This window comes from Pseudarthrobacter sp. MDT1-22 (assembly GCF_054511035.1).
In genome coordinates, this window is sequence record NZ_JBTNDK010000014.1 from 92667 (window position 1) to 114573 (window position 21907).

The 21907-nt window shown below is 64.6% G+C and carries 18 protein-coding genes; 5 read left to right on the forward strand and 13 right to left on the reverse strand.

Annotated elements, in window-relative coordinates; translation table 11 throughout:
- Nucleotides 1-110: 110 nt before the first annotated feature.
- Together ACX80M_RS12740 and ACX80M_RS12745 are read right to left on the reverse strand one after the other, a co-directional pair.
- Nucleotides 111-818 carry a PKD domain-containing protein gene (locus ACX80M_RS12740; protein WP_252613403.1) on the reverse strand — a complete coding sequence of 236 codons (708 nt, stop codon included), beginning with the start codon at nt 816-818 and terminating at the stop codon, nt 111-113.
- Between the two features lie 203 nt (nt 819-1021).
- Complete coding sequence (locus tag ACX80M_RS12745; protein WP_308293067.1) at nt 1022-1681, reverse strand: DUF6318 family protein; 660 nt, start codon at nt 1679-1681, stop codon at nt 1022-1024.
- A 233-nt stretch (nt 1682-1914) separates the two neighbouring features.
- Here ACX80M_RS12745 and ACX80M_RS12750 point away from each other — a divergent pair, with 233 nt between their 5' ends.
- The 3 genes from ACX80M_RS12750 to ACX80M_RS12760 all read left to right on the forward strand — a co-directional run bounded on the left by ACX80M_RS12750 (nt 1915) and on the right by ACX80M_RS12760 (nt 3458).
- A complete protein-coding gene (locus ACX80M_RS12750) occupies nt 1915-2349 on the forward strand; it encodes a pyridoxamine 5'-phosphate oxidase family protein (RefSeq protein WP_252599383.1) in 435 nt (144 codons plus the stop codon).
- A 19-nt stretch (nt 2350-2368) separates the two neighbouring features.
- Entirely contained in the window at nt 2369-2797 is a 429-nt protein-coding gene (locus tag ACX80M_RS12755) for a very short patch repair endonuclease (protein ID WP_252599384.1), read from the forward strand.
- A 250-nt stretch (nt 2798-3047) separates the two neighbouring features.
- Nucleotides 3048-3458 carry an Hpt domain-containing protein gene (locus tag ACX80M_RS12760; RefSeq protein ID WP_252599385.1) on the forward strand — a complete coding sequence of 137 codons (411 nt, stop codon included), beginning with the start codon at nt 3048-3050 and terminating at the stop codon, nt 3456-3458.
- Here ACX80M_RS12760 and ACX80M_RS12765 read toward each other — a convergent pair.
- Nucleotides 3431-4201: a response regulator transcription factor gene (locus ACX80M_RS12765; RefSeq protein ID WP_459309782.1), complete on the reverse strand. Its 771-nt coding sequence runs from the start codon at nt 4199-4201 to the stop codon at nt 3431-3433. The two genes, ACX80M_RS12760 and ACX80M_RS12765, sit on opposite strands and share 28 nt — an antisense overlap.
- Nucleotides 4202-4301: 100 nt before the next feature.
- Between ACX80M_RS12765 and ACX80M_RS12770 the strand changes: the two genes are divergently transcribed.
- The gene (locus tag ACX80M_RS12770) at nt 4302-5957 is read left to right on the forward strand and encodes a sensor histidine kinase (RefSeq protein ID WP_252599387.1); all 1656 of its coding nucleotides are present in this window, start codon (nt 4302-4304) and stop codon (nt 5955-5957) included.
- Here ACX80M_RS12770 and ACX80M_RS12775 read toward each other — a convergent pair.
- From ACX80M_RS12775 to ACX80M_RS12820, 10 genes are all read right to left on the reverse strand, one after another.
- On the reverse strand, nt 5954-7156 hold the full coding sequence (locus ACX80M_RS12775) for an McrC family protein (protein WP_252599433.1): 1203 nt from the start codon (nt 7154-7156) through the stop codon (nt 5954-5956). The genes ACX80M_RS12770 and ACX80M_RS12775 overlap by 4 nt on opposite strands.
- Nucleotides 7157-7235: 79 nt before the next feature.
- Entirely contained in the window at nt 7236-9470 is a 2235-nt protein-coding gene (locus tag ACX80M_RS12780) for an McrB family protein (protein WP_252599388.1), read from the reverse strand.
- Nucleotides 9471-9541: 71 nt separating this feature from the next.
- Nucleotides 9542-9793, reverse strand: coding sequence for a PLDc N-terminal domain-containing protein (locus ACX80M_RS12785; RefSeq protein ID WP_141139620.1), 252 nt, complete (start codon nt 9791-9793; stop codon nt 9542-9544).
- A gap of 100 nt (nt 9794-9893) precedes the next feature.
- Nucleotides 9894-10310: an acyl-CoA thioesterase gene (locus tag ACX80M_RS12790; RefSeq protein ID WP_252599389.1), complete on the reverse strand. Its 417-nt coding sequence runs from the start codon at nt 10308-10310 to the stop codon at nt 9894-9896.
- An 89-nt stretch (nt 10311-10399) separates the two neighbouring features.
- Nucleotides 10400-12484 (reverse strand): ABC transporter ATP-binding protein, encoded by a 2085-nt coding sequence (locus ACX80M_RS12795; protein WP_374209873.1) that lies wholly within the window; start codon nt 12482-12484, stop codon nt 10400-10402.
- Nucleotides 12481-14214, reverse strand: a complete 1734-nt coding sequence (locus ACX80M_RS12800) for an ABC transporter ATP-binding protein (protein WP_058929912.1) — start codon at nt 14212-14214, stop codon at nt 12481-12483. The genes ACX80M_RS12795 and ACX80M_RS12800 overlap by 4 nt, the downstream gene beginning before the upstream one ends.
- A 248-nt stretch (nt 14215-14462) precedes the next feature.
- Entirely contained in the window at nt 14463-16100 is a 1638-nt protein-coding gene (locus tag ACX80M_RS12805; RefSeq protein WP_459309783.1) for an MFS transporter, read from the reverse strand.
- A 391-nt stretch (nt 16101-16491) separates the two neighbouring features.
- On the reverse strand, nt 16492-18186 hold the full coding sequence (locus ACX80M_RS12810) for a thiamine pyrophosphate-binding protein (RefSeq protein ID WP_459309784.1): 1695 nt from the start codon (nt 18184-18186) through the stop codon (nt 16492-16494).
- 5 nt (nt 18187-18191) lie between these two features.
- Nucleotides 18192-19256, reverse strand: a complete 1065-nt coding sequence (gene speB, locus ACX80M_RS12815; protein ID WP_459309785.1) for an agmatinase — start codon at nt 19254-19256, stop codon at nt 18192-18194.
- A 144-nt stretch (nt 19257-19400) separates the two neighbouring features.
- A complete protein-coding gene (locus tag ACX80M_RS12820; RefSeq protein WP_058929916.1) occupies nt 19401-19976 on the reverse strand; it encodes a helix-turn-helix domain-containing protein in 576 nt (191 codons plus the stop codon).
- A gap of 284 nt (nt 19977-20260) precedes the next feature.
- Between ACX80M_RS12820 and ACX80M_RS12825 the strand changes: the two genes are divergently transcribed.
- Nucleotides 20261-21802 carry a sodium:solute symporter family protein gene (locus ACX80M_RS12825; protein WP_104062782.1) on the forward strand — a complete coding sequence of 514 codons (1542 nt, stop codon included), beginning with the start codon at nt 20261-20263 and terminating at the stop codon, nt 21800-21802.
- Nucleotides 21803-21907 lie beyond the last annotated feature (105 nt).

A 21907-nucleotide genomic window follows, 5' to 3' on the forward strand; every position in this document is an offset into this window, starting at 1 on the left:
CTGCGCGGCGCGTGCAAGTATTCCGATGGAGGCGGGGATCACTCTTTGCGGGTGGCTTCGGCTTGGCTCCAGGCGTTGCCTGCCGCCCTATAGGCGTCGTCTGATGCTTCCTACCGGGATGATGCCACGCCGGGGCAACCTTGTCCCTGCGGGTTCTGGTTGCAGTCGTCGGCGTAGTTCCGGGTGATGGACCGCCAGACGCTGATGGACTGCGGCGGTGCGCTGAACTGGCCCTGGCCCGGTATGGGCAGCGGCGGTCCGTTGTTCACGGAATACGTGCCTTGGAAGGACGTCGTGAGGACGACTTGGAAGTCACCGGTGTCCGCGTAGACGTGGCTTGTTCGGGTCTTCTCACCCCAGCGATCCTGTGGCAGCGGCCCACCCATGGAAGGCTGCGGACCGAAGACGGTTCCGTCGCCGTAATTCCAGGTGTACTGAACCGGCGTGGCGACCACGTGCACCTGCTGTCCGAGCATCGTCACGTCAAACTGTTGCTCGGAAGCGTCGGCATAGAAGTTCGTCTCGGCCCCGCGGAGCGTGTTGGGGCTGGGCTGCGCGACGACGGCTCCGGCATTGATAGGCAGGCTCTCGAACTGCTGCTGGATCTGGGCGGCTATTTGCTCCAGGACATCGACGGGCTTTTCGTCATAAATGCAGGTCGGTCCCGCGAAGAAGCCCCAAATACGGGGAGTGAACTCTGCAAGCGACCTGTACCAGTTGACGCTCCTCCCATCCTCACCTGCTGCGCACGCGATTTCCGGTCCGGCGCAATTTGAACCATCCAGAGTTGGATCCGTCCTGCAAACATGCTTGTACATGTACACGTAAGGATCGTCGCCTACCCCCATAGGCGTTTCGGTCCACGCTCCTGAGCCCGGATGCTGATACCAGCCGCCAACGTTGGCTCCTGCCCCTCCCCAGTCACCTTTGACATCAGTCTCCGCGCGGGCCGGGGAAACAGTCGGAACGTTTAGCAGTATTACTAAAAGCATCAAGAACCCGAATCGGGCAATTGTTTTCATTATTCATTGACCAGGTGCTCAACAGTTTTGGCAGTCCAAACACCATTCTCATATCCGGCGATCATGATGTCGCCGATGGCAGGCTTGCTCTGCGTCATCTCGTCCAAGGACTTGTCGGCGCGGTAGTAGGAAAGGGGTTCCTGCCTCACCTGAATCAAGACTTGATATTCACCTGGCGCAACCTCCAGGAACTTCGTTTGCGCCCCCTCAACGACCATGCGCCCGCCTGCGATCCATTGGCCACCTGAGTGCCAGCCCTCGACGACTTCTTTCACTCGGCCGCAGCTAACGCATGTTGGGCCTGAAATACTCTCGAGGGGCTTCATGTCGCCAGTCTCGTAGGCGTAAGTCAGAGTGGCATACCAGTGTCGGGCGAACGCCTCGAGCCCCTCCTTCGTCTCCGTCTTCGCAACCTCCGGCAACACCGGCACCGGTACGTTCTGAGCACGGCCGCTAGCCGAAGCGGGCACATAAGCAGGAGTCGGCGTCGGGGTTGGCGTTGCGCTTGGGCTTGCCGTCGAAGTCGGAGACGCGGACGAGGTGCCCCCAGGGTCGCCGCCCGAGTTGCAACCGGTCATCAGCAAAACAGAAGCGGCAACAGCAGCAACAAGGTGCAAGCGCCAACGCCGCGAAGTAGTGGAAGTGATGTGCGATGTCATGGGCAGCTAATCCCCCGATAGTTTCAAGACGCTTCGCTCCGAACAATGATCTTAAGGGTAGCCCAGGAGACATTTGAGCGATGAAAGTTATCCACAGCCACCCGCCATCGGTTCTACCACCGCCAGGGACCAATAAAAAGTCACACGAACAATCGCCTTTCCATCCCCTTGGGTACGGAATTCCCAGGCATACCCTCTAGAATTCTTCTACCGAACGTAGAAGAATAGGCGGCATGATGTTTACTCACGCAGATGGCAACCCCGTTCTGGAGCTCGACGACGAGCAGTCCTGGAAACTGCTAGAAGCTACCAAGCACGGCCGGCTGGTGGTTTCCGTTGCCGGCGAACCGGATATTTTTCCAGTCAACTACCTCGTCTCGGACCGGAAAATCTACCTTCGCACCGCGCCGGGCAACAAGCTGGCGCAGCTCACCATCAATTCCAGGGTGCTGCTTGAAACGGACGGCATCCTCTCGGAGGAGGCCTGGTCCGTGGTGCTGCGGGGAACGGCGCGCGTCCTCACCAACTCAGCCGAGCTCGCCGTGGTCGAAGCGCTCGGCCTGAAGTCTTGGGTGCCGACGCTGAAGGATTTCTATGTGGAGATCGTGCCTACGTCCGTCAGCGGCCGCCATTTCGAGCTGGGCGACCAGCCGGAGCGCGAAATCTAGGAGCCCGTAGGCTGGAATCATGGCGGACAGGCTCACTCCCGAGCGGCGCAGCTGGAACATGTCCCGCATCAGGGGCAAGAACACCAAGCCGGAACTGCTGGTGCGCCGCCTCCTCCATGCCAAAGGCTACCGCTACCGCTTGCACGGCACCGCCGGCAAAAGCCGTCTGCCCGGCCGCCCGGACCTGGTATTCGCCGGCCGGCGAAAGGTCATCTTCATCAACGGCTGCTTTTGGCACTTCCACGACTGCCGCGTAGGCCAGCACGCGCCCAAGGCGAATGCCGCCTTTTGGGAGGCCAAGCGCACGCGCACCAAAGACCGCGACGCCGACCAGCGCCAACAGTTATGGGCCGCCGGCTGGGAGGTGCTCACCGTGTGGGAGTGCGAGTTGAAGGACGGCTCTGCCCTCGAAGCCCACCTGGTGGAGTTCCTCGGCGCCAGCAAATAGCCCGGCAAGCCGGCGGCAGGCAAGAAACGCCAGCCGGAACTTGAGCCAAACTTGAGCCTTTGCCGCCTCCCGAATTGATCGGCGCCCGCAAAGATGAACTCCTATGAAAAACCCGCAGTCTCCTCAGGAATCCCGCAGTCCTTTTCCCGAACGGCTGCATCCTCAAGTAACAGATTTACTCTGAAAGTGGACACAAAACCAAGTCATATCCCGCTATTGGGGGCGGCAGGCGCGAGCGGAAGGGACGGAAATGGCACCATCCGATGACGCGGGGCGCCCCTTGGTAGATCCCTCTGTACTTGACCGGCTGCGGGTCGAACTCGACGAGGACGAGGGCTATTGCAGCGTCTTCGTAGGGAACTTCATCGACTACCTGCCGTTCCGGATCGGCAAGCTGCGGCTGGCCTTGACCACCGGAGACCTGGATGGGGCCGTGGACGCGATCCTTAGCCTCAAGACATCGAGCCAGATGGTGGGCGCGGAACGGCTGGCGGGCCTGGCCATGGACCTTGAACGTTCAATCCGGGAAGAGTCACCGAGTGCGGAACCTTCCGTTGCACTGCCGCAGCTTGCCGTCAACTACCTCCGGCCGATCAACCTGTGCAGCCGCCAGACCCTGCACAGGCTCCAGGCTCAGCGCCCGCCAGGCGCCAACCGGTAGCCCACGCCGCGGACCGTCTGCAGCCAGCGCGGTTGCTGCGGTGAATCACCGAGTTTCTTCCGGAGGTTGCCCATGTGCACCTCCACGGAACGTTCGTCCGCCTCGCTGATGTAACTTCCGACGTCGTAATCCTCGTCCCGGAGCCGGCGCACCAAATCCGATTTGGTCCGGACCGTCCGTCCCGCCTCGAGCAGGGCATACAGGAGTTCAAATTCGGTCCGGGTCAGGTTAAGCTCCTGGCCGTCCACATTGACCGACCGTGACGCGTAACTCAGATCCAGTCCGTTGTGGCTGTAATGACCGTTTCCGCTGTCACTAACGGCGTCCGCCGGGCGGTCAGAAACGGGAGCGCTCTCCCCCGCGTCCGGAAGCGACCGGGGCCGGCGCATCATCGCCGCTATCCGCGCGCGGAGTTCGCGGGGGCGGAAAGGCTTGGTGAGGTAGTCGTCAGCCCCGGACTCGAGACCGATCAAAGTATCAAGTTCTTCAGCCCGCGCCGTGAGCATCACGATGTAGGCATCCGAGAACTCGCGGATCTGGCGGGATACCTCGAAGCCATCGATATCCGGTAGCCCCAAATCCAGGGTTATGACGTCAGGATTCAAGATTCTGGCAGCCTTAACCCCTTCGGAGCCGCTGCCGGCCACAGTGACGTCAAAACCCGCCTGAGTCAGGACCGTGCGTACCAACTCGCGGATATCCTGATCATCCTCGATGACCAGACCCACTCGCGCATCACTCATACCAGCCCCCTCCGCCAGCTTGACAACGTGAGAAGTATAGCCCGCTGCCGATATCCTGCTGGTATGCATTCCCCTATACTCCCACTTCAGGCCGCCGTTCATGAGTGAACCCGCAACATGGGCCACGGGCCGTCTGAAGTTTTTCCGGCGGCCCTTCCACGAATACCGGCTGACGGACAGGGTGGCCCTGAGCCAGATGCCGCTGTTCGTCACCACACTGCTGGCCGCGGTCCTCGTTTCGGCGTTTTTTCCCGGAAGCATGGACACCCCGCTGTTCGTGGTGTTCCTCTTTTCCCAACTTGCCATTATGGTGCTGTGCTACGTGGTGCCATGGGACCGCCTGCCGCACACCACGTTCCTGGTGATCCCGTTGCTGGACTTCATCTCCATTGCGGTGGGCCGCGAAGGAAGCCAGGAAAGCCTCACAGGAATCAGCCTGCTCGCGGTCTTCCCCGTGATCTGGCTCTGCGCCTCCGGATACTACGTCCGCGTGTCACTGTGGCTGTCCTTCATCATGCCGTTGGCGATCATCTGGACGCCACTTTTTGTGCGCGGAGACGTCTCCGGACCGAACCTGGCCCGTTCGCTGCTGCTTCCTGTGATGATGCTGGGGATCGGAGTATCTGTCACCATGCTGACGCTCAGCCTGAGACGTCAGCAGCGGATCCTGGAGGAGAAAGACAAGCAGCTCCAGGCCAGCCTGCTCAGCACCAGGCGGCAGGAAGCCTTGCTCAACTCCGTTCTTGACACGGTGCACCTGGGCGTCCTCGCCGTCGACGCAGACGGGCACGACATCCTGATGAACCGGAAGCAGCGCGCCAACCACGAACTGGCCCGCCCGAAGGACATCGACGATCCGAACGAGTCCCAGCTGCTGGTCTTCGCCGCAGACCGTACCACCCCTGTCCCTGTGGCAGACCGCCCGGTGCGCAGGGCTGTCCAGGGCGAGACGTTCACGGACTACCTGGTCTGGCTGGGCGCAGGCAAAGAGCAGCGGGCCATCACCACCAGCGCCCGGGCCATGACGGACCCGGACGGGACGTTCGCGGGCTCGGTGATCGTCTTCAGTGATGTGACGGACCTGGTGGACGCCCTGGCCGCCAAGGACGATTTCGTCGCCAGCGTGTCCCACGAATTCAGGACTCCCCTGACCTCCATCCTGGGTTACGTGGAACTTCTCCTGGAGGACGATCCCGGCAACGACCAACTGGAGCCGCTGAACATCATCAAGCGCAATTCAGAAAGGCTTCTCACCTTGGTGTCGGACCTCCTCGCCACCAGGAACGGGCAACTGATCGTGACCCCGCACGCCGTCGACGTCGCTGAACTGGTGCGCGCCAGCGTGTCCGCCGCGATGCCCCGGGCTGACGCCTCCCGCGTGGCGTTGAAAGCCGAAACACCAGCCAAGCTGGAGGCCCATGTGGACGGCCCCCGCATCTCCCAGGTGCTGGATAACCTGGTCTCCAATGCGATCAAGTACTCGCCCGACGGCGGCAATGTGCTGGTGTCCTTGGAGCACGACGACGGCCACCTCGCCTGCCGGGTCAGCGATACGGGCATGGGCATGAGCGCCAACGACCAGGCCCAGGTGTTCGCCAAGTTTTTCCGGACCAGCAACGTCCGCCGGACAGCCATTCCCGGCGTGGGGCTGGGCCTCCCCATCAGCAAGGCCATCGTGGAGGCCCACGGCGGAACCATCCAGGTAGAAAGCAAACTGGGCCAGGGCACCACATTCACGTTCCGGGTGCCGGTCTAGCCTCCCGCGCGGGCAGTCCGGACCACTTCGCCCCAGGACTGCCGCGCCAGGTCCGCCACAGCTGCCAGGATGTCCGACGGCGGCAGCGACAGATCCAGCGGAAACTCAACAATGTCGATGTCAGTGTTAAGGATCCGCCGCAGTTTCATCTCGCCCGCCCCTGCATAGACCAGCCAGGCGGTGGGCACACCCAGGGCGGTGCAGTGGGCAAGCATCTGGTAGTGGTCGGCGGTCAGTGACGCGCCAAGGTCAGCGGCGGCCTTGTACTTCGCGTTGTAGGCCACCACGGGGCGTCCGCCCAGCAGATGCACGGCGTCCGGGCGAACAGACAGCCTGTCGGAATCGTGGACAGCCTCGCTGAGGAGCGCGTTGTACTTCAGCCGCATCTCCCCCGGATACGCCGCCATCGCCTCGCGGAGCGCCGTGCCCACAAAATCCTCGAACACGTGGGCCATGTCCACCACAAACGACGCAGTCTGCTGCTTCCCCTCCCCAGCCTCCGCGGAGGCATTCTTCAGGATCAGCTCCGCGAGGCGCAGCACTGACTGGTAGCGGACGTTCATCCTGCTGGGGGTCCACGGCGGCAGGGGCGCGCCGGCTGGAAGGCGGGTGACGGCGTCGAGCTTTCCCTTCAGCTGCCGCAGGCGGCTCAGCACCTCCGGCCGGACGCGTGGAACCTGTCCCATCCGCTCCAGCGCGGCCCGCAGGATCCGGTTTTCGGCGATGTCCTCAGTGAATTCGTCATAGGACACTTCCAGCGGCACCAGCATGCCGGGGCGGCGCGAGATCTGGTCGGAAATCCGGATGCGGCCCTTGACCGTGCGGAGGGACTCGTCAACGGTGAGGTAGCCCTGCAAGACTCCTCGTCCAAGCGCACGCTCCGCCATTTGGGCGAGGGATTCGGCCAGCGCGCTCCAGAGTTCGCGGTCCTCGGCAGCCGCCACGGAATCGGGCCGGAAGCCCTGATTACCGGCATAGCTGAGGAGGAACAGGAGCCGGCTCAGCCCCAGCCGGTCCTTGGGGCGCACATCCAGCTGTAGCGTGGCCGTGCGGACCGACCCCACCTTGCCCGCGGGCTCGATCCGGTACAAGCCCATGCCCATCGGGGACGCCTTGGCCAGCCCGCTGGCGTTCACGAAGGCCGCACTGGCGGCATCCAGGCGTTCCACGGTGCCCTTGGACAGCTCGTCGAGGACCAGATGGCGCGCTGCCTGGCCACGGCCGCGCTGCGCTGCACCGCCTAACGCTGCGCCGCCGTGCGCGGGAGTGTGGGTTGGCTTAGCTGGTAACAAGGCGTCCCAGCAGCTGCTCCAGCCCGAACCGCTCCTCCAGCTGCGCCCGGGTCAGCTGGCCGTGGTAGTGCTCCTCCAGCAGCGGCATCAGCTCGTATTTCCAGATCCGGCGCAGCCCGGCCGGCGTCTGGGCTGCCTTCTTCATGAAGTACGACGGGCCAATCATCAGGTCCCGGTCCCACTCGTCGATGGCCGCGTTCAGCGCATCCAGCAGCAGCGCCGGCGTGGTGTCCAGGTCCCGCACCTGCAGGAACCGCAGCAACGACCCCTTCACGGGCTCCGTCTGCGGGTGCAGCTCGATGAACGCGAACCGGCGTCGGATGGCGGCGTCCATCATGGCGATGGACCGGTCCGCGGTGTTCATGGTGCCGATGATGTACAGGTTGTCCGGCAGCGTAAACGGCTCGTTGGGGCTGTATTGCAGGTAGATCCGGTCATCGCGGTATTCCAGCAGGAAGTACAGCTCGCCGAATACCTTGGCCAGGTTGGCGCGGTTCATCTCGTCAATGATCAGGAAATAGGGCTTCTTTTCGTTCCCAGGCTTGGCGGCTTCCTCGGCCAGCCGGCGCAGCGGCCCCGCCACGAGCTTGAAGGACACCTGGCCCTCGTCAGTCTTGTCCGGCCGGTAGCCCTCGAAAAAGTCCTCATACGCGTACGACGGGTGGAACTGCACCAGCTTCACCCGCTCGTCCGTGCTGTCCTGGGCCAGCTCCGCCGCGAGATGCTTGGCCAGGTACGTCTTGCCCGTTCCGGGCGGCCCGTACAGGACCAGCTGGCGGTTCTCCTCCAGCAGTTCCGCGATCTCCTGCAGCGGCTCCAGGTCCATGTGCAGCGAATCCGCGAAGTCGCGGCTGAGCGGGCGGAAGCCCTCCTGCACAGGGGGCACGACGGCGGCAGGCGCGTCGGCGTCGTTGTCCTCCGGTTCCGCCTCGGCCGGCACGAGCGCCTGGAGCGCCTGCACCACCCTGGTCACGTCAACAACGATCCCCGAGGTGGCCAGCTGGCGCTGGACGTGGCGGGGCAGGTCCGCGGTGGCGTGGCCGTCGTCGTCCAGCCAGCGCACCTTGCGCCGCAGGCGGCGGTTGTCGTCGTTGTGCTCGGGTTCGCCCAGCACCACGCCCAGCCGCACGGTGCCGGCGTGCTGGAACAGAACCAGGTCGCCCGGCTTCATGACGGTCAGGAAGGCGAACACCGCCGTTTTGGTGTCCTCCCGCTCGACGTAGCCGAGATGCTTGTAGTCCTCGTCCACGGCGTGCTGCACCAGCCCCGCGGTCACGCCGGGGTCCAGGTGGCGGAGATGTTCGACGTCGAGCGTCACCTTCTCCTCGTCCTGCCACGCGGTGAGGAGTTCAGCGTTGTCGCTGTGGGTACGCAGCAGCCACGCGCGTCGGCCGGGGTCCCCGACTTTGCGCCACTGGCTGACCAGCTGGCGGGCGTACCAGTCGATGCGCTGGCCCGCCTGTTCATCCAGGTGCAGGCGGATGCGGTTAATGTCCGCGGTGATTTCCTCGTCGGAATCGCCCTTCGCCCCGCCTACCAGCGAGGCGAAGGCGTCGCGGATTTCCTGCCGCTCCACGTCCGCCACTACCGGCTCGAAGTAGCTGGGCCAGGCCAGGTACTCGATGCTGCGGCGGATGGCGGGCTGGTCCGCCGGGGTGCCCGCGGCGAGCTCGTGGAACTTCAGCGGGTCCTTCAGCGCCTTCGCGATGGCCACCGGAACCTGCTGGTCCACATGCTGCACAAACCGGCAGAGCCACTTCAGGTGGTCCCAGATGGTCCAGTTGAATTCGGCGGTGCGGTCCCTGATCACGCCGTGGTCCGTCATGCCCTTGTAGAGTTCCTCGGGCAGCTCCAGCGGTGGCTCCAGCCAGGACGCGGCCTCCGCCACCCGGGCGCGCTTGACCTTCAGCGACTTGACCTCGTGCGCCAGGGGCAGTGACTGCAGGAAGAGTAGCTCCACGGCCAGCTGCTTGGCCTCCCGGGAGGCGTCCTCGAGGTTCTGCCGGAGATTGGTCATCATGGGCGCCTTGGCATCCGCGGCTCCCCGGTTCAGGCGCTCCAGCAGCTCCGCCGCAGCCTCCGCTGTCCAGGTCAGGGTGTTCCCGTCCAGGGCCGACGGCTTGCCCTGCAGGCCCGGTCCCAGCACGAACCAGGCCGCGTCCTCGATCTCCTTTGAGACACCGAGGGCGCGGTGCATGGCAGTCTTGGGATTTGGGGTCATGGGTTCAAATTTACAGGCTCAAACTGGATGCCTGCTCCGAAGACCCTGGCGGTGTGCAGATCCGAGGCCTGCTATTTGACTGCCCCGAGTCCGGCTCCGGGCCGCTTGCGCCCCAGGATGAAGTAGCCCATCGGCCCGATGAAATTGATCAGTGCGGCCACCCGCCAGGCTGCCTTCGGCCCGTTGATTTGCGCCGCCGGACGCTTGGAGATGTCGCGCTGGGCGGCCAGCATCAGCGCCACCTGCCCTATCCCGATGACCACGAATCCCGCCCGTGCCGCCGGTGACATCTCTTTCCAGGTCTTTTTGTTTTTCTTGGCCATGGTCAACGCTCCTTATTGGGTATTTCCAGTTTCCGGTGTGCGCCGTGCCTGCGCAACGGGTGTGCAGGCACGGCGCCGTGCGGTTCAAAACGTGAACGGCTCAAACGGTGAACGGGGCCAGCCGCTCCTTCTGCTCCGGCGTCAGGCGCAGGACGCGGCCGGAGGCCTCGTCCACAAACGCCAGATGGCTGCTGGCCCGGACGCACTCCTCCCGGGTGACCGGGTCCTGCACCACGTAGTGGATGTCAAAACTGGCGCCTTTCACCGCGCCGATCCACAGTTGGACCACGGCCGGGATGTTGCGGTATTCGAGGGTCTTCACGTAGCGGATCCTGTGGTCCACCACCAGCGCCAGGGTCCCCTCCGGAACATCGTTGAAGAGCGAGACTTCCGGCTCAATGCCGGGCAGGCCGGTTCCCCGCGGAGGCCCGAACGCTGTAATCCGCGCCTCCTCCAGCATCCGGACGATCTGGACGTTGTTGATGTGCCCATAGGCGTCCATGTCACCCCAGCGCATCGGGACCAGGACCTCGATGCGCCGGGGATCGGGGACGCCTGGACCGCGGCCGGAAGCGGGCTCAGACGCGTGGTCGGTACCCAGCGTGCTCAGCTGTGGACCGCCGTCGAATCGTCCACAACGGTTTCCTCAACATCGGAACCGGCGAACTGGGACATGTACAGCCGGTAGTAGGCACCTTCCGCTGCCAGGAGAGCCATGTGGTTGCCCTGCTCCACGATCTTGCCGTTCTCCATCACCAGGATGGTGTCGGCGTCCCGGATGGTGGAGAGCCGGTGCGCGATCACAAAGCTGGTGCGGTCCGTCCGCAGCGCCGCCATGGCCTTCTGGACCAGCAGCTCGGTGCGTGTGTCCACGGAGCTGGTGGCCTCGTCCAGGATGAGCAGTGACGGGTTGGCCACAAATGCGCGCGCGATGGTGATCAGCTGCTTTTCACCGGCGCTGACGTTGTTGCCTTCTTCATCGATTACGGTGTCGTAGCCATCCGGCAGTGCGCGCACAAAGCGGTCCACGAAGGTGGCCTTGGCCGCTGCCATGACCTGCTCCTCAGTAGCGTCCAGGTTGCCGTACCGGATGTTGTCGTAAATGGACCCGCCAAACAGCCACGCATCCTGGAGCACCATGCCCACCTTGGACCGCAGCTCGGACCGGCTTAGGTGTGTGACATCCACGCCGTCCAGGGTGATGGAGCCTGAGTTGAGCTCGTAGAAGCGCATCACAAGGTTCACCAGGGTGGTTTTACCGGCCCCCGTGGGACCAACGATTGCCACTGTGTGCCCGGGTTCTGCGGTGAAGGACAGGTTTTCGATCAGTGGTTTGTCCTCGGTGTAGCTGAACGTGACGTCCCTGAACTCCACATGCCCGTCGGTCTTGGCCGGCAGGTGCTCGGTGGCGGTCTCGGAGTCCTGCTCATCGGCGTCGAGGAATTCAAAGACCCGCTCCGAGGACGCGACGCCGGACTGCAGCATGTTGGCCATGCCGGCCATCTGGCCCAGCGGCTGGGTGAACTCTCGCGAGTACTGGATGAATGCCGTGGCGTCGCCCAGGGACATCGAGCCCGAGGCCACCCGGAGGCCACCCACGACGGCGATGCCCACATAGCTGAGGTAGGAAACGAACTGCATGACGGGGAAGATCATGCCCGAGACGAACTGGGCTCCGAAGCTGGCCTTGAAGAGGGCCTCGTTTCGCTCTTCGAAGCGTTCCAGCATGTCAGCGTCACGGCCGAAGACCCGCACAAGGTCGTGCCCGGAGAAGGATTCCTCGATCTGGCCGTTCAGCTCGCCCGTGTTCTTCCATTGGGCGGCGAAGAGCTTCTGGCTGCGCGAGCCGATCAGGCCGGCAGCCACACCGGACAGCGGCAGCGCAACGAGGGCGATGAGAGCGAGCTGCCAGGAGACGATGAACATCATGATGACAATGCCGATGACCGTCAGCAGCGAGCTGATCAGCTGCGCAAAGGCCTGCTGCAGCGCCTGCTGGACGTTGTCGACATCGTTCGTCACCCGGGAGAGGACGTCGCCGCGCTGGCGGGTGTCGAAGTAGTTCAGCGGGAGCCGGTTCAGCTTCTTTTCGGTGTCGTCCCGGAGCCTGCGGATCACCTTCATCACGATGCGGTTCAGCACGTAGCCCTGCAGCCAGAGGAAGATGTTGGCCACAAAGTACATCAGCAGCACGATGGCGATCAGGACCGAGAGCTTCTGGAAATTGATCCCGGTGCCGGGAACCAGCTCCATCCGGGACACCATGTCCGCGAAGTTGTCCTGGCCCTGCTGGCGCAGGCCTTCCACGAACTGGTCCTTGCTGGCGCCGGCGGGGAGCTGCTTGCCCACGACGCCGCCGAAGATAACGTCCATGGCCTGGCCCAGGATCTTGGGGGCGATGACGTTCAGGACCACCGAGACAACCACCAGGGCCACCACGGCGTAAATGCCCACAGCCTCAGGCTTCAGGAGCCCCAGCAGGCGCTTCGCCGAGGGCCAGAAGTGCTCGGCCTTCTTGGCGGGCATGCCGCCGAACATGTCGCCGTCGGCCTCGGAGGGCTTGTATTCCTCCTCGAAGAAATCGTCGTCCTCCAGGAGGTCTTCCGGAGTTACGGAATCCGGGTTCGTTTCGGTGGTCGAGCCTGTCGTTTCGGTGGTCGAGCCTGTCGAGACGTTCTTGGCGGCGCTCATGCCATTTCCTCCACGCTCAGCTGGGATTCAACAATTTCCTGGTAGGTGGGTGAGGTTTCCAGGAGTTCCTCATGCGTTCCGCGGTCCACGATCCGGCCGTTGTCCAGGACCAGGATCTGGTCTGCGTCGGTGATGGTGGAGATCCGCTGGGCCACGATGATCACTGTGGCGTCGGCGGTGGTCTGTTTCAGCGCGGCGCGGAGCCTGGCATCGGTTGCGACGTCCAGCGCCGAGAACGAATCGTCAAAGAGGTAGACCTTGGGTTTTGTGATCAACGCCCGGGCGATGCAGAGCCGCTGCCGCTGGCCGCCGGAGACGTTGGTGCCGCCCTGCGCGATGCGGGCGTTCAGTCCGTTCTTCTTCTCGCGGACAAAGCCCTCGCCCTGGGCGATCTGCAGCGCGTCCCAGAGTTCCTGGTCCGTGGCCTCGGTCTTGCCGAAGCGCAGGTTGTGCTCGATGGTGCCCGAGAAGAGGTACGGCCGCTGCGGTACCAGGGCCACGCGCTTGGTGATCTCGGCACGGTCCAGGTTGCTGACGGAGACGCCGTCCAGGAGGACTTCGCCCTCGGCGATGTCGTACAGGCGCGGCAGCAGGGCCAGCAGCGAGGTCTTGCCTGCACCGGTGGAACCGATGATGGCAACGGTCTCGCCCGGCTTGGCGGTGAAGCTGATGTTGCTCAGCACCGGCGTCTCGGCACCGGGGTAGGCAAAGGTGACGTTCCGGTATTCCACTACCCCGGCCAGCGTGGCGGGAGTCTCAGGACGTTCGGGATCGTGGATGGAGGGTTCGACGTCGAGCACTTCACCGATGCGGTCCGCGCAGACGGAGGCGCGCGGGATCATCATGGCCATAAACGTGCCCATCATGACGGCGATCAGGATCTGGAGCAGGTACTGCAGGAAGGCGGTCAGGGCGCCCACCTGCATTTCGCCCGAATCCACGCGCTGGCCGCCGAACCACAGCACCGCGGCCGTGGACAGGTGCAGGATCATGCCGATGGCCGGGAACATCAGGACAAACAGGGCCCCGATTTTCAGGGAGACGTCGGTCAGGTCCTTGTTGGCAACGCCGAAACGCTCGGTTTCATATGGTTCGCGGACAAATGCGCGGACTACGCGGATGCCAATGATCTGCTCGCGAAGGACCGCGTTGATGCGGTCGATCTTCTTCTGCATGGAACGGAACAGGGGCATGAGCCGGACCACCAGGTAGCCCACCACCACGATCAGCACGGGCACGGAGACCCAGACCAGCCACGACAGGCTGATGTCCTCGCGCAGCGCCATGATGATGCCGCCGATGCACATGATGGGGGTGGCCACCATGAAGTTCAGTCCCATCAGCACGAGCATCTGGACCTGCTGGACGTCGTTGGTGCCGCGGGTGATGAGGGTGGGGGCGCCGAACGTGTTCACGTCCTTGGCTGAGAAACTGGTGACCTTGCGGAACACCCCGCGGCGCAGATCGCGGCCCACGGCCATGGCCGTTTTGGAGCCGTAGTAAACGCCGGCGATGGCGGTGCCCACCTGGACAATGGCCACCAGCAGCATCACGGACCCGGTCCGCCAAATGAAATCCGTGTCCCCGCGGGAAACGCCTTCGTCGATGATCTGGGCGTTGAGGCTGGGAAGGTAGAGCGCTGCGATGGTGGACGCCAGCTGGAACACAACGACGGCCACGATGTATGGCATGTACGGTTTGGAGTAGCGCCGTATGAGGGTGAGGAGCATGCCCGTGAATCCTTAGGAAGAGAGCGCGAAACGATGAGGATAAGTGGTAACAGACGGGGCTGACATTTCTCAGCCTACCCACTCTACGAAATCCGTTGCCCGGGCGAAACATCTACGGTAAATATCATCCGATCGGCGTACTCCCCCACACGTTCCTCCCCACTCACCTGCGCGAACGGACACTGGCGGCCCCGGATCCGTGGGGCCTCAAGTGTCCGTTCGCGCGTCTGTCAGCGGTCGCGCGTCGGTCAGCGGTTCGCGGATGCGAGTTCCGGCGTCGGGCTTTCAGCGTCTGCGCCTGCGTCGGCGCCGACGCCGGCGCCGGCGCCCGTCCCCGCCCCTCCTTCGGCCTCCGGCTGAATGTCAACGGTGCGCCGCAGCGGGCGCTCCTTGATGAACAGGACCGAGATCAGGGCTACCACCGCAACGCCGGCGGAGATCAGGAAGGCCTCGGCGGTGGCGTCGCCGTAAGCGGCGCGCATGATCTCGCGGACCGGTGCGGGCATGTCAACGAGGTCCATGCTGGCTCCGGCCGACCCGCCCGCCACCGGGATGCCGGCCGCTGCCAGGCCCTGCGTGGCGAGTTCGCTGACCCGGCTGCTGAGGACGGCGCCGAGCACGGACACACCGATTGCGCCGCCCACCGAACGGAAGAAGGCAACAGACGCGCTGGCCGAGCCGATATCTGACGCCCGGACCGTGTTCTGCACCGCCAGGACCAGGTTCTGCATCAGCATGCCGAGGCCCACGCCCAGGATGGCCGTGAAGATCCCGGCCTGCCACAGTTCGGTGGTGTGGTCCATGGTGCCGGCCAGGCCGAGGCCGCCGATCAGCAGGGTGGACCCGCCGATCAGGTAGCCCTTCCACTTTCCGGTGCGGCTGATGAGCAGACCGGAAACGACGGAGCCGGTCAGGTTGCCGGCGATCATCGGCAGCGTCAGGAGCCCGGCTTCGGTAGGCGTGGCGCCGCGGGCCACCTGGAAGTACTGGCCCAGGAAGGTGGTTGAACCGAACATCGCGATACCCACAGCCACTGAAGCGATGATGGCCAATGCGGTGGTGCGTTCGGAGATGATCTTCAGCGGGATGATGGGCTGCTCCACCTTGGACTCCACCAGCACCAGCAGGGCCAACAAAACCACACCGCCGCCCACCATGGCGGCCGACTGCCAGGAAACCCAGTCATAGTAGGCGGGGTTGCCGGCGAAGGAAACCCAGATCGGGAGCAGGCTGACGCCGGAGGTCAGCAGGATGGAGCCAAGCCAGTCGATCTTGACGTGGCGTTTGATGTGCTCGATTTTCAGGGTGATCTGGAGCAGGATCAGCGCAACGACGGCGAGCGGCACGCAGACGAAGAAGGTCCAGCGCCAGCCCAGCGGGCTGTCCACGATGAATCCGCCCAGCAGCGGGCCGCCGGCAGTGCCCACCGCCATCACGGCGCCCATGTAGCTGGAGTATTTGCCGCGGTCACGCGGCGGGATCATGGTGCCGATGATGGCCTGCGCCAACGCGGTGAGCCCGCCCATGGCCGCGCCCTGGATAACGCGGGCGGTGAGCAGCAGCGGGATGGTCTCGGAGAGTCCGGCCATGACGGAGCCGGCCACAAAGATGACAATGCTCAGCTGGACCAGCAGCTTCTTGTTGAAGAGGTCGGACAGCTTGCCCCAGATGGGGGTGGTGACGGCGTTGGCCAGCAGCGCGGCGGTGATCACCCAGGCGAAGTCGGTCTGGGTGCCGTGCAGATCGGACATGATGGTGGGCAACGCATTGGCCACGATGGTGCTGCTGAGGATGGCGGTGAAGAACGCCGCGAGGAGCCCGGTCAGGGCTTCCATGATCTGGCGGTGCGTCATCGCCAAGGGCGGTGAGGCGGGTTGGCTCGACATATCAGTGCTCCTGGAGGTTCTGGGGTGCGGCGGCTGGTGCCGCGGTTGAAGGTGCCGGGAGTGCATGTGCCCGGGCTGAATGCTTGAGGGACTCCGAGAGTTTGTCAGGATCCGTGCCGTGTCTTCGGCATCCTCCTGGCTCCAATCGCTGAGGTACTCCTGCAGCGTGGCCGTGCGGCGCTCTTCGATCTTCCGGAGCTTGTCAGCGCCGGCCGGCGACAGTGCAACCAACTGGGCGCGGCCGTCGTCGGGATCCTGCCGCCGGATCACGTAACCCAGCTCTTAAAGCGCGAGAGGACACTTGGGGCCCTTTGGAATGGGGCCTCAAGTGTCCTCTCGCGCTGTGGTGGAGCGGGGGCTGTGGTGGAGCGGGTGCTTTGGTGCTGGGTGTTCAGTCGTCCAGGTGGGTGGGGCCGAACATTTTGAGCAGTGTTTCGACGACGACGACGTTGGGTCCGTCCGCCGCGAAGCCCGCCTTGAGCGCGTCCCCGACATCCTCGGGGGCCACCCGTGTGGCCGGCACGCCGAAAGCTTCGGCGAGCTTGACGAAATCGGGACGCGCAAGCTCGGTGGCCGTGGCCTTCCCGAACGCGCCCACCATGTATTCACGCAGGATGCCGTAGCCGCCGTCGTCCACGATCAGCCAGGTGACCGGGATGTTGTGCTGCTTGGCGGTGGCGAGTTCGGAAATGGAGTACATGGATGAACCGTCACCGGACACGGCGAGGACCCGGCCGGGCTTGCCGACTGTTTCCAGCCCGACGGCGCCACCGATGGCTGCCGGGAAGCCGTAGCCCAGGCCGCCGGCACCCTGGGCCGAGTGGAACTGGCCCTGCCGGGCATCCCAGCAGCTCCAGCCCCAGTACGCGGAAATGGTCATGTCCCAGAAGGTCTGCATGTCCGCGGGGACGGCTTCGCGGATGTCGGCCATGAACTTCAGCTCTTTGCCCAGGTCCTGGGATTCCAGCCGTGCCTTGACCTTGGCGAGCGAGTCCTTCACCAGGTCCTCCGGGGCGGTCCCGTGCCAGCTGCGGATGGTGTCGACGGGCGCCACCAGGGCCTCGTCGAGGGCGGCGAGCGCCTGGCCGGCGTCGGCACGGATACCCAGGCCGGGGCTGTTCGATTCGAGTACGCGCGGCTCGGCGTCGATCTGGATGATGCGGCCGCGGGGCGCGAAGGTGAAGTAGTTGGACGTGACTTCACCGAGGGACGAGCCGATGACAATCAGGACGTCCGCGTCTTCCAGGAGGTCCGTCATATGCCGGTCCTCGATCCAGGACTGCAGCGAGAGCTCGTGGGTCCACGGGAAGGCGCCGTTGCCGCCAGGCGTGCAGATGACCGGTGCCCGCAGCTTTTCGGCAATCGAGAGCAGCGACTTTTCGGCCCGGCCCCGCCGGGTACCGCCACCGGCGATGATGGCGGGACGTTCCGCCGTCGACAGCCATTTCACTGCTTCCCGGACCAGCTCCACGCGCGGCGGGTTGTCCGCTGCTTCGGCGAGCGCGTCCTCCACCGGGGGCACCATGATGGGATCCAGCAGCACGTTCTGTGGGACTTCCAGCCAGACCGGGCCCTGCGGCGAGGAGATGGCTTCGGTCCAGGCATCCTGGATGGCCGACGGAATGCCGGACGCGTGCTGGATCAGGCGCTGGCTCTTGGTGACGTTCGCGGCCGAGGCCTTCTGGTCATCGAGCTGGTGGAGCATGCCCTTGCGGCGGGCGCCTAGTCCTTCGAGCGGGATCTGGCTGGCCACCACCACCATGGGCACACCCGTGGCGTAGGCCTCCTGCAGGCCGGCCAGGGACGTCAGTGCACCGGGTCCGGTGGACAGGAACAGCACGCCCACTTCGCCGGTGGCGCGGGAGTACCCGTCCGCGGCGAAGGCGCTGTTGTTCTCCACGCGGGAGGACACGAAGTGCAGGTTGCCGCGGCCCATGGCGTCAAACAGGCCGAGCGCGTGCTGGCCCGGGATGCCGAAGACGGTCTTGGCGCCGAGCGCTTCAAGGGTTTCGACGACGAGGTCCCCGCCGTTGCGCTGGCTGGTCCCCTTGGTAGGTGCTGCTGTGCCCGGATCGAAATCAATCATGGTGGCTATTCCTTGGTTCCGGTTGCGAAACCGGCAGGTTGGCGGGCTTCTTGGCCGAGAGCTTGGGCGGCGTAGCCGTTGGCGGTCCCGAACCGGTCACCTTCAACAGCATTGTCCGCCATCAGGGTGATCAGTTCATAGGCCACATGGCTGGCTGCCACGCCGGTGATTTCGGCGTGGTCGTATGCAGGAGCAACCTCGACGACGTCGGCGCCCACCAGGTTCATGCCGCGGAAGCCCCGGATGATCTCCAGGAGTTCGCGGCTGGTGATGCCGCCGGCCTCGGGGGTTCCGGTGCCCGGCGCGTGTGCGGGGTCCAGGACGTCGATGTCCACGGAGATGTAGAGCGGGCGGTTGCCGATCCGGTCGCGGACCTTGGCAACGGTCTCCAGGACGCCCTGGTAGTAGACGTCCGCGGAGGTGACGATGCCGAACCCGAAGCGGTGGTCGTCGTCGAGATCCTTTTTGCCGTAGAGCGGGCCGCGAGTGCCGATGTGGCTGATCGCTTCCGTGTCCAGGATGCCTTCCTCAACGGCCCGGCGGAACGGGGTGCCGTGGGTGTATTCGGCGCCGAAGTAGGTGTCCCAGGTGTCGAGGTGGGCGTCAAAGTGCAGCATGGCAATGGGTCCGCCGGCCCGCTCGGCAGCCGCGCGGAGCAGCGGCAGGGCGATGGTGTGGTCCCCGCCGAGCGTCACCAGCTTGCTGCCGGCCGCGGTGAGGTCCAGGGCGTTCTGCTGGATGGTTTCGATGGCTTCGTTGATGTTGAACGGGTTGACCGCCATGTCGCCGGCGTCGGCCACCTGGATGTTCTCGAACGGGCTGACGTCCCAGGCCGGGTTGTAGGGCCGGAGCAGGCGGCTGGCCTCGCGGATGTGGTTGGAGCCGAAACGGGCACCCGGGCGGTACGAAACACCCGAGTCGAAGGGCGCTCCCACCACCGTCACGTCAGCCTTGGCCACCTGGTCCAGGCGCGGCAGGCGGGCGTAGGTTGCAGCGCCGGCATAGCGCGGGATACGGGATGAATCGATGGGGCCAAGGTTGCCGTTGGCTTCGATGCGCAGCTCTTTCAAGATGAGCCTCTCCTTCGAGGATTGATCGGCGGGTGTGACAGCCATCATAGCCTGAAGTTTCCTTATGCGCATCAGTTGTTTACAAAACAGCCACCCGTCAACCGGGAAGGAACGCAGCAACGCTAGCGAGCGGGGAGCAGCAACCTACCGGCTGGCGGCGGGGACCAGGACCCAGAGAACTTCGACGGCCTCGTCGGTGGGATTGACCCACGTATGCGGTTCGCGGCCCGGGAATGTCACGGTGTCGCCGGTGCTGAGCTCGTATTCCTCATTGGTCAGGATCAGCCGGATGCGCCCCTTGATCACATGGAGCACATCCACGTCGCAGTCCACGGCGTAAAGCTCAGCCTCGCCGCGGCCATGCGGCTCGATGACGGCCTGGATGATCTGGATGCGCCGTTCGGAACGGGCAGTCAGCAGCCGCTCCACGATGCCTTCGCCGCCCAGGGAGATCCGTGGGCCTTCGTCCCGCTTGGTCAGGTGGGTTTCCGGGGCCACAAACAAGTCGCCGATCGAGATGGACAGGACCTGGCACAGCGTCACCAGGGACGCGACCGACGGCGACGTAAGGTCACGTTCCACGCGGCTGAGGAAGCCCTTGGTCAGGCCGGTGGCGTCGGCAACCTGCTCGATGGTCAGCCGCTGCGACTGCCGGGCGGCACGGATTCGGGAACCGATGGCAACGGGAACGTTGCTCGGCTCAACTGGCAGTGCCTTCATGTGCAGACCTTTCGTGGCCGGCGGTGCGGCCCCATCTCTGGAGCAATCCTAATGGCCAGCCGGCCCGTGTGACGTGGCGGGCGCCGCGGCGAACAACAGATACTACGGCCGACCTTGACTGTTGCGTCGGTCACAGCATACGATTCTGGGCAACAAGTGTTGCCTGTGAGGCAATATTTGAGGAACTCTTCCTCCCAATTCCACAAGAGCAGCAGAATACCGGCTTCCCCAGCAGCGCCGCCGGGATTCCAGACACACTGCAGATCAGCTCCAAGGAGCCCCAAATGGACGCCAACTTCGTCAACATCGCCATCGTGGTGGTGTACCTCATCGCCATGCTGGCCTTCGGCTGGTGGGGCAAGTCCCGCACCAAGAACAACAGCGACTTCCTGGTTGCCGGCCGCCGCCTCGGCCCCCTGCTCTACACCGGCACCATGGCCGCCGTCGTCCTGGGCGGTGCCTCCACCGTCGGCGGCGTCGGCCTCGGCTACAAGTTCGGCATCTCCGGCATGTGGCTGGTGGTCGCCATCGGCGCGGGCGTGCTCCTCCTGAGCCTGCTCTTCGCAGGCACCATCCAGCGGCTGAAGATCTACACGGTCTCCCAGATGCTCAGCCTGCGCTACGGCCAGCGCGCCACCCAGACCTCCGGCATCGTGATGCTGGCCTACACCCTGATGCTCTGCGCCACCTCCACCGGCGCCTACGCCACCATCTTCGTCGTCCTGTTCGACTGGGAGCGCTGGCTCGCCATCGCAGTCGGCGGCGCCATCGTCCTGGTCTACTCCACCATCGGCGGCATGTGGTCCATCACCCTGGCCGACCAGGTGCAGTTCATCATCAAGACCGTGGGCATCTTCGCCCTGATGCTGCCGTTCACGCTCAACGCCGCCGGCGGCTTCGACGGCATCCGCAGCCGCGTTGACGCCAGCTTCTTCCAGCTTGATGGCATCGGGATGCAGACCATCATCACGTACTTCGTGGTCTACACCCTGGGCCTCCTGATCGGCCAGGACATCTGGCAGCGCGTCTTTACCGCCAAGACCCCCACCGTGGCCCGCTGGGGCGGCGCAACGGCCGGCGTCTACTGCATCCTGTACGGCGTCGCCGGTGCCCTGATCGGCCTGGCCGCCCGCGTGGCCCTGCCCGACATCGACGTCGCCAACCTCGGCAAGGACGTTGTCTACGCCGAAGTCGCCACCCAGATCCTGCCGATCGGCATCGGCGGCTTGGTCATGGCCGCCGCAGTCGCCGCCATGATGTCCACCGCCTCCGGCGCCCTCATCGCCGCCGCCACGGTGGCCCGCGCCGACGTGGTGCCGTTCGTCGCGAGCTGGTTCGGCAAGACGATCAACACCGACGACACCGAAAACCCCGAGCACGACGTCAAGGCCAACCGTTACTGGGTCCTTGGCCTGGGCATCGTGGCCGTGCTGATCTCCATGGCGGCACAGGACGTCGTCGTGGCACTGACCATCGCCTACGACATCCTGGTGGGCGGCCTGCTGGTGGCCATCCTCGGCGGCCTGGTCTGGAAGCGCGGCACCGGCATCGCAGCCGCCTGGTCCATGGCCGTTGGCTCGGTCCTGACCCTGGCCCTGCTGATCATGTACGCCGTCGGAGTCATCCCCAGCGTTGACGGCGTCTACGCCAACGAACCCATCTACTGGGGCCTCGGCGCCTCGCTGGTTTCGTACATCGTGATCTCGCTGCTCACGCCTCCCACGGACCCCGAGGTCCGCGAGGCCTGGGAGAAGCGGGTCGCAGGAGCGGTCACCGAAGAGCTGCCCATGGAGGCCCACCCGGTCGCCAGCCACTCGAGCCACTAATCTCGATGCTCCTATGGTTGTCAAGCGGCGTTTTGGAGGGTTTCGTGGCCTTGTTGGATCTTGATGAGGATGGGATGAATTTCGCGGCAGACGTAGCGTTTGAGT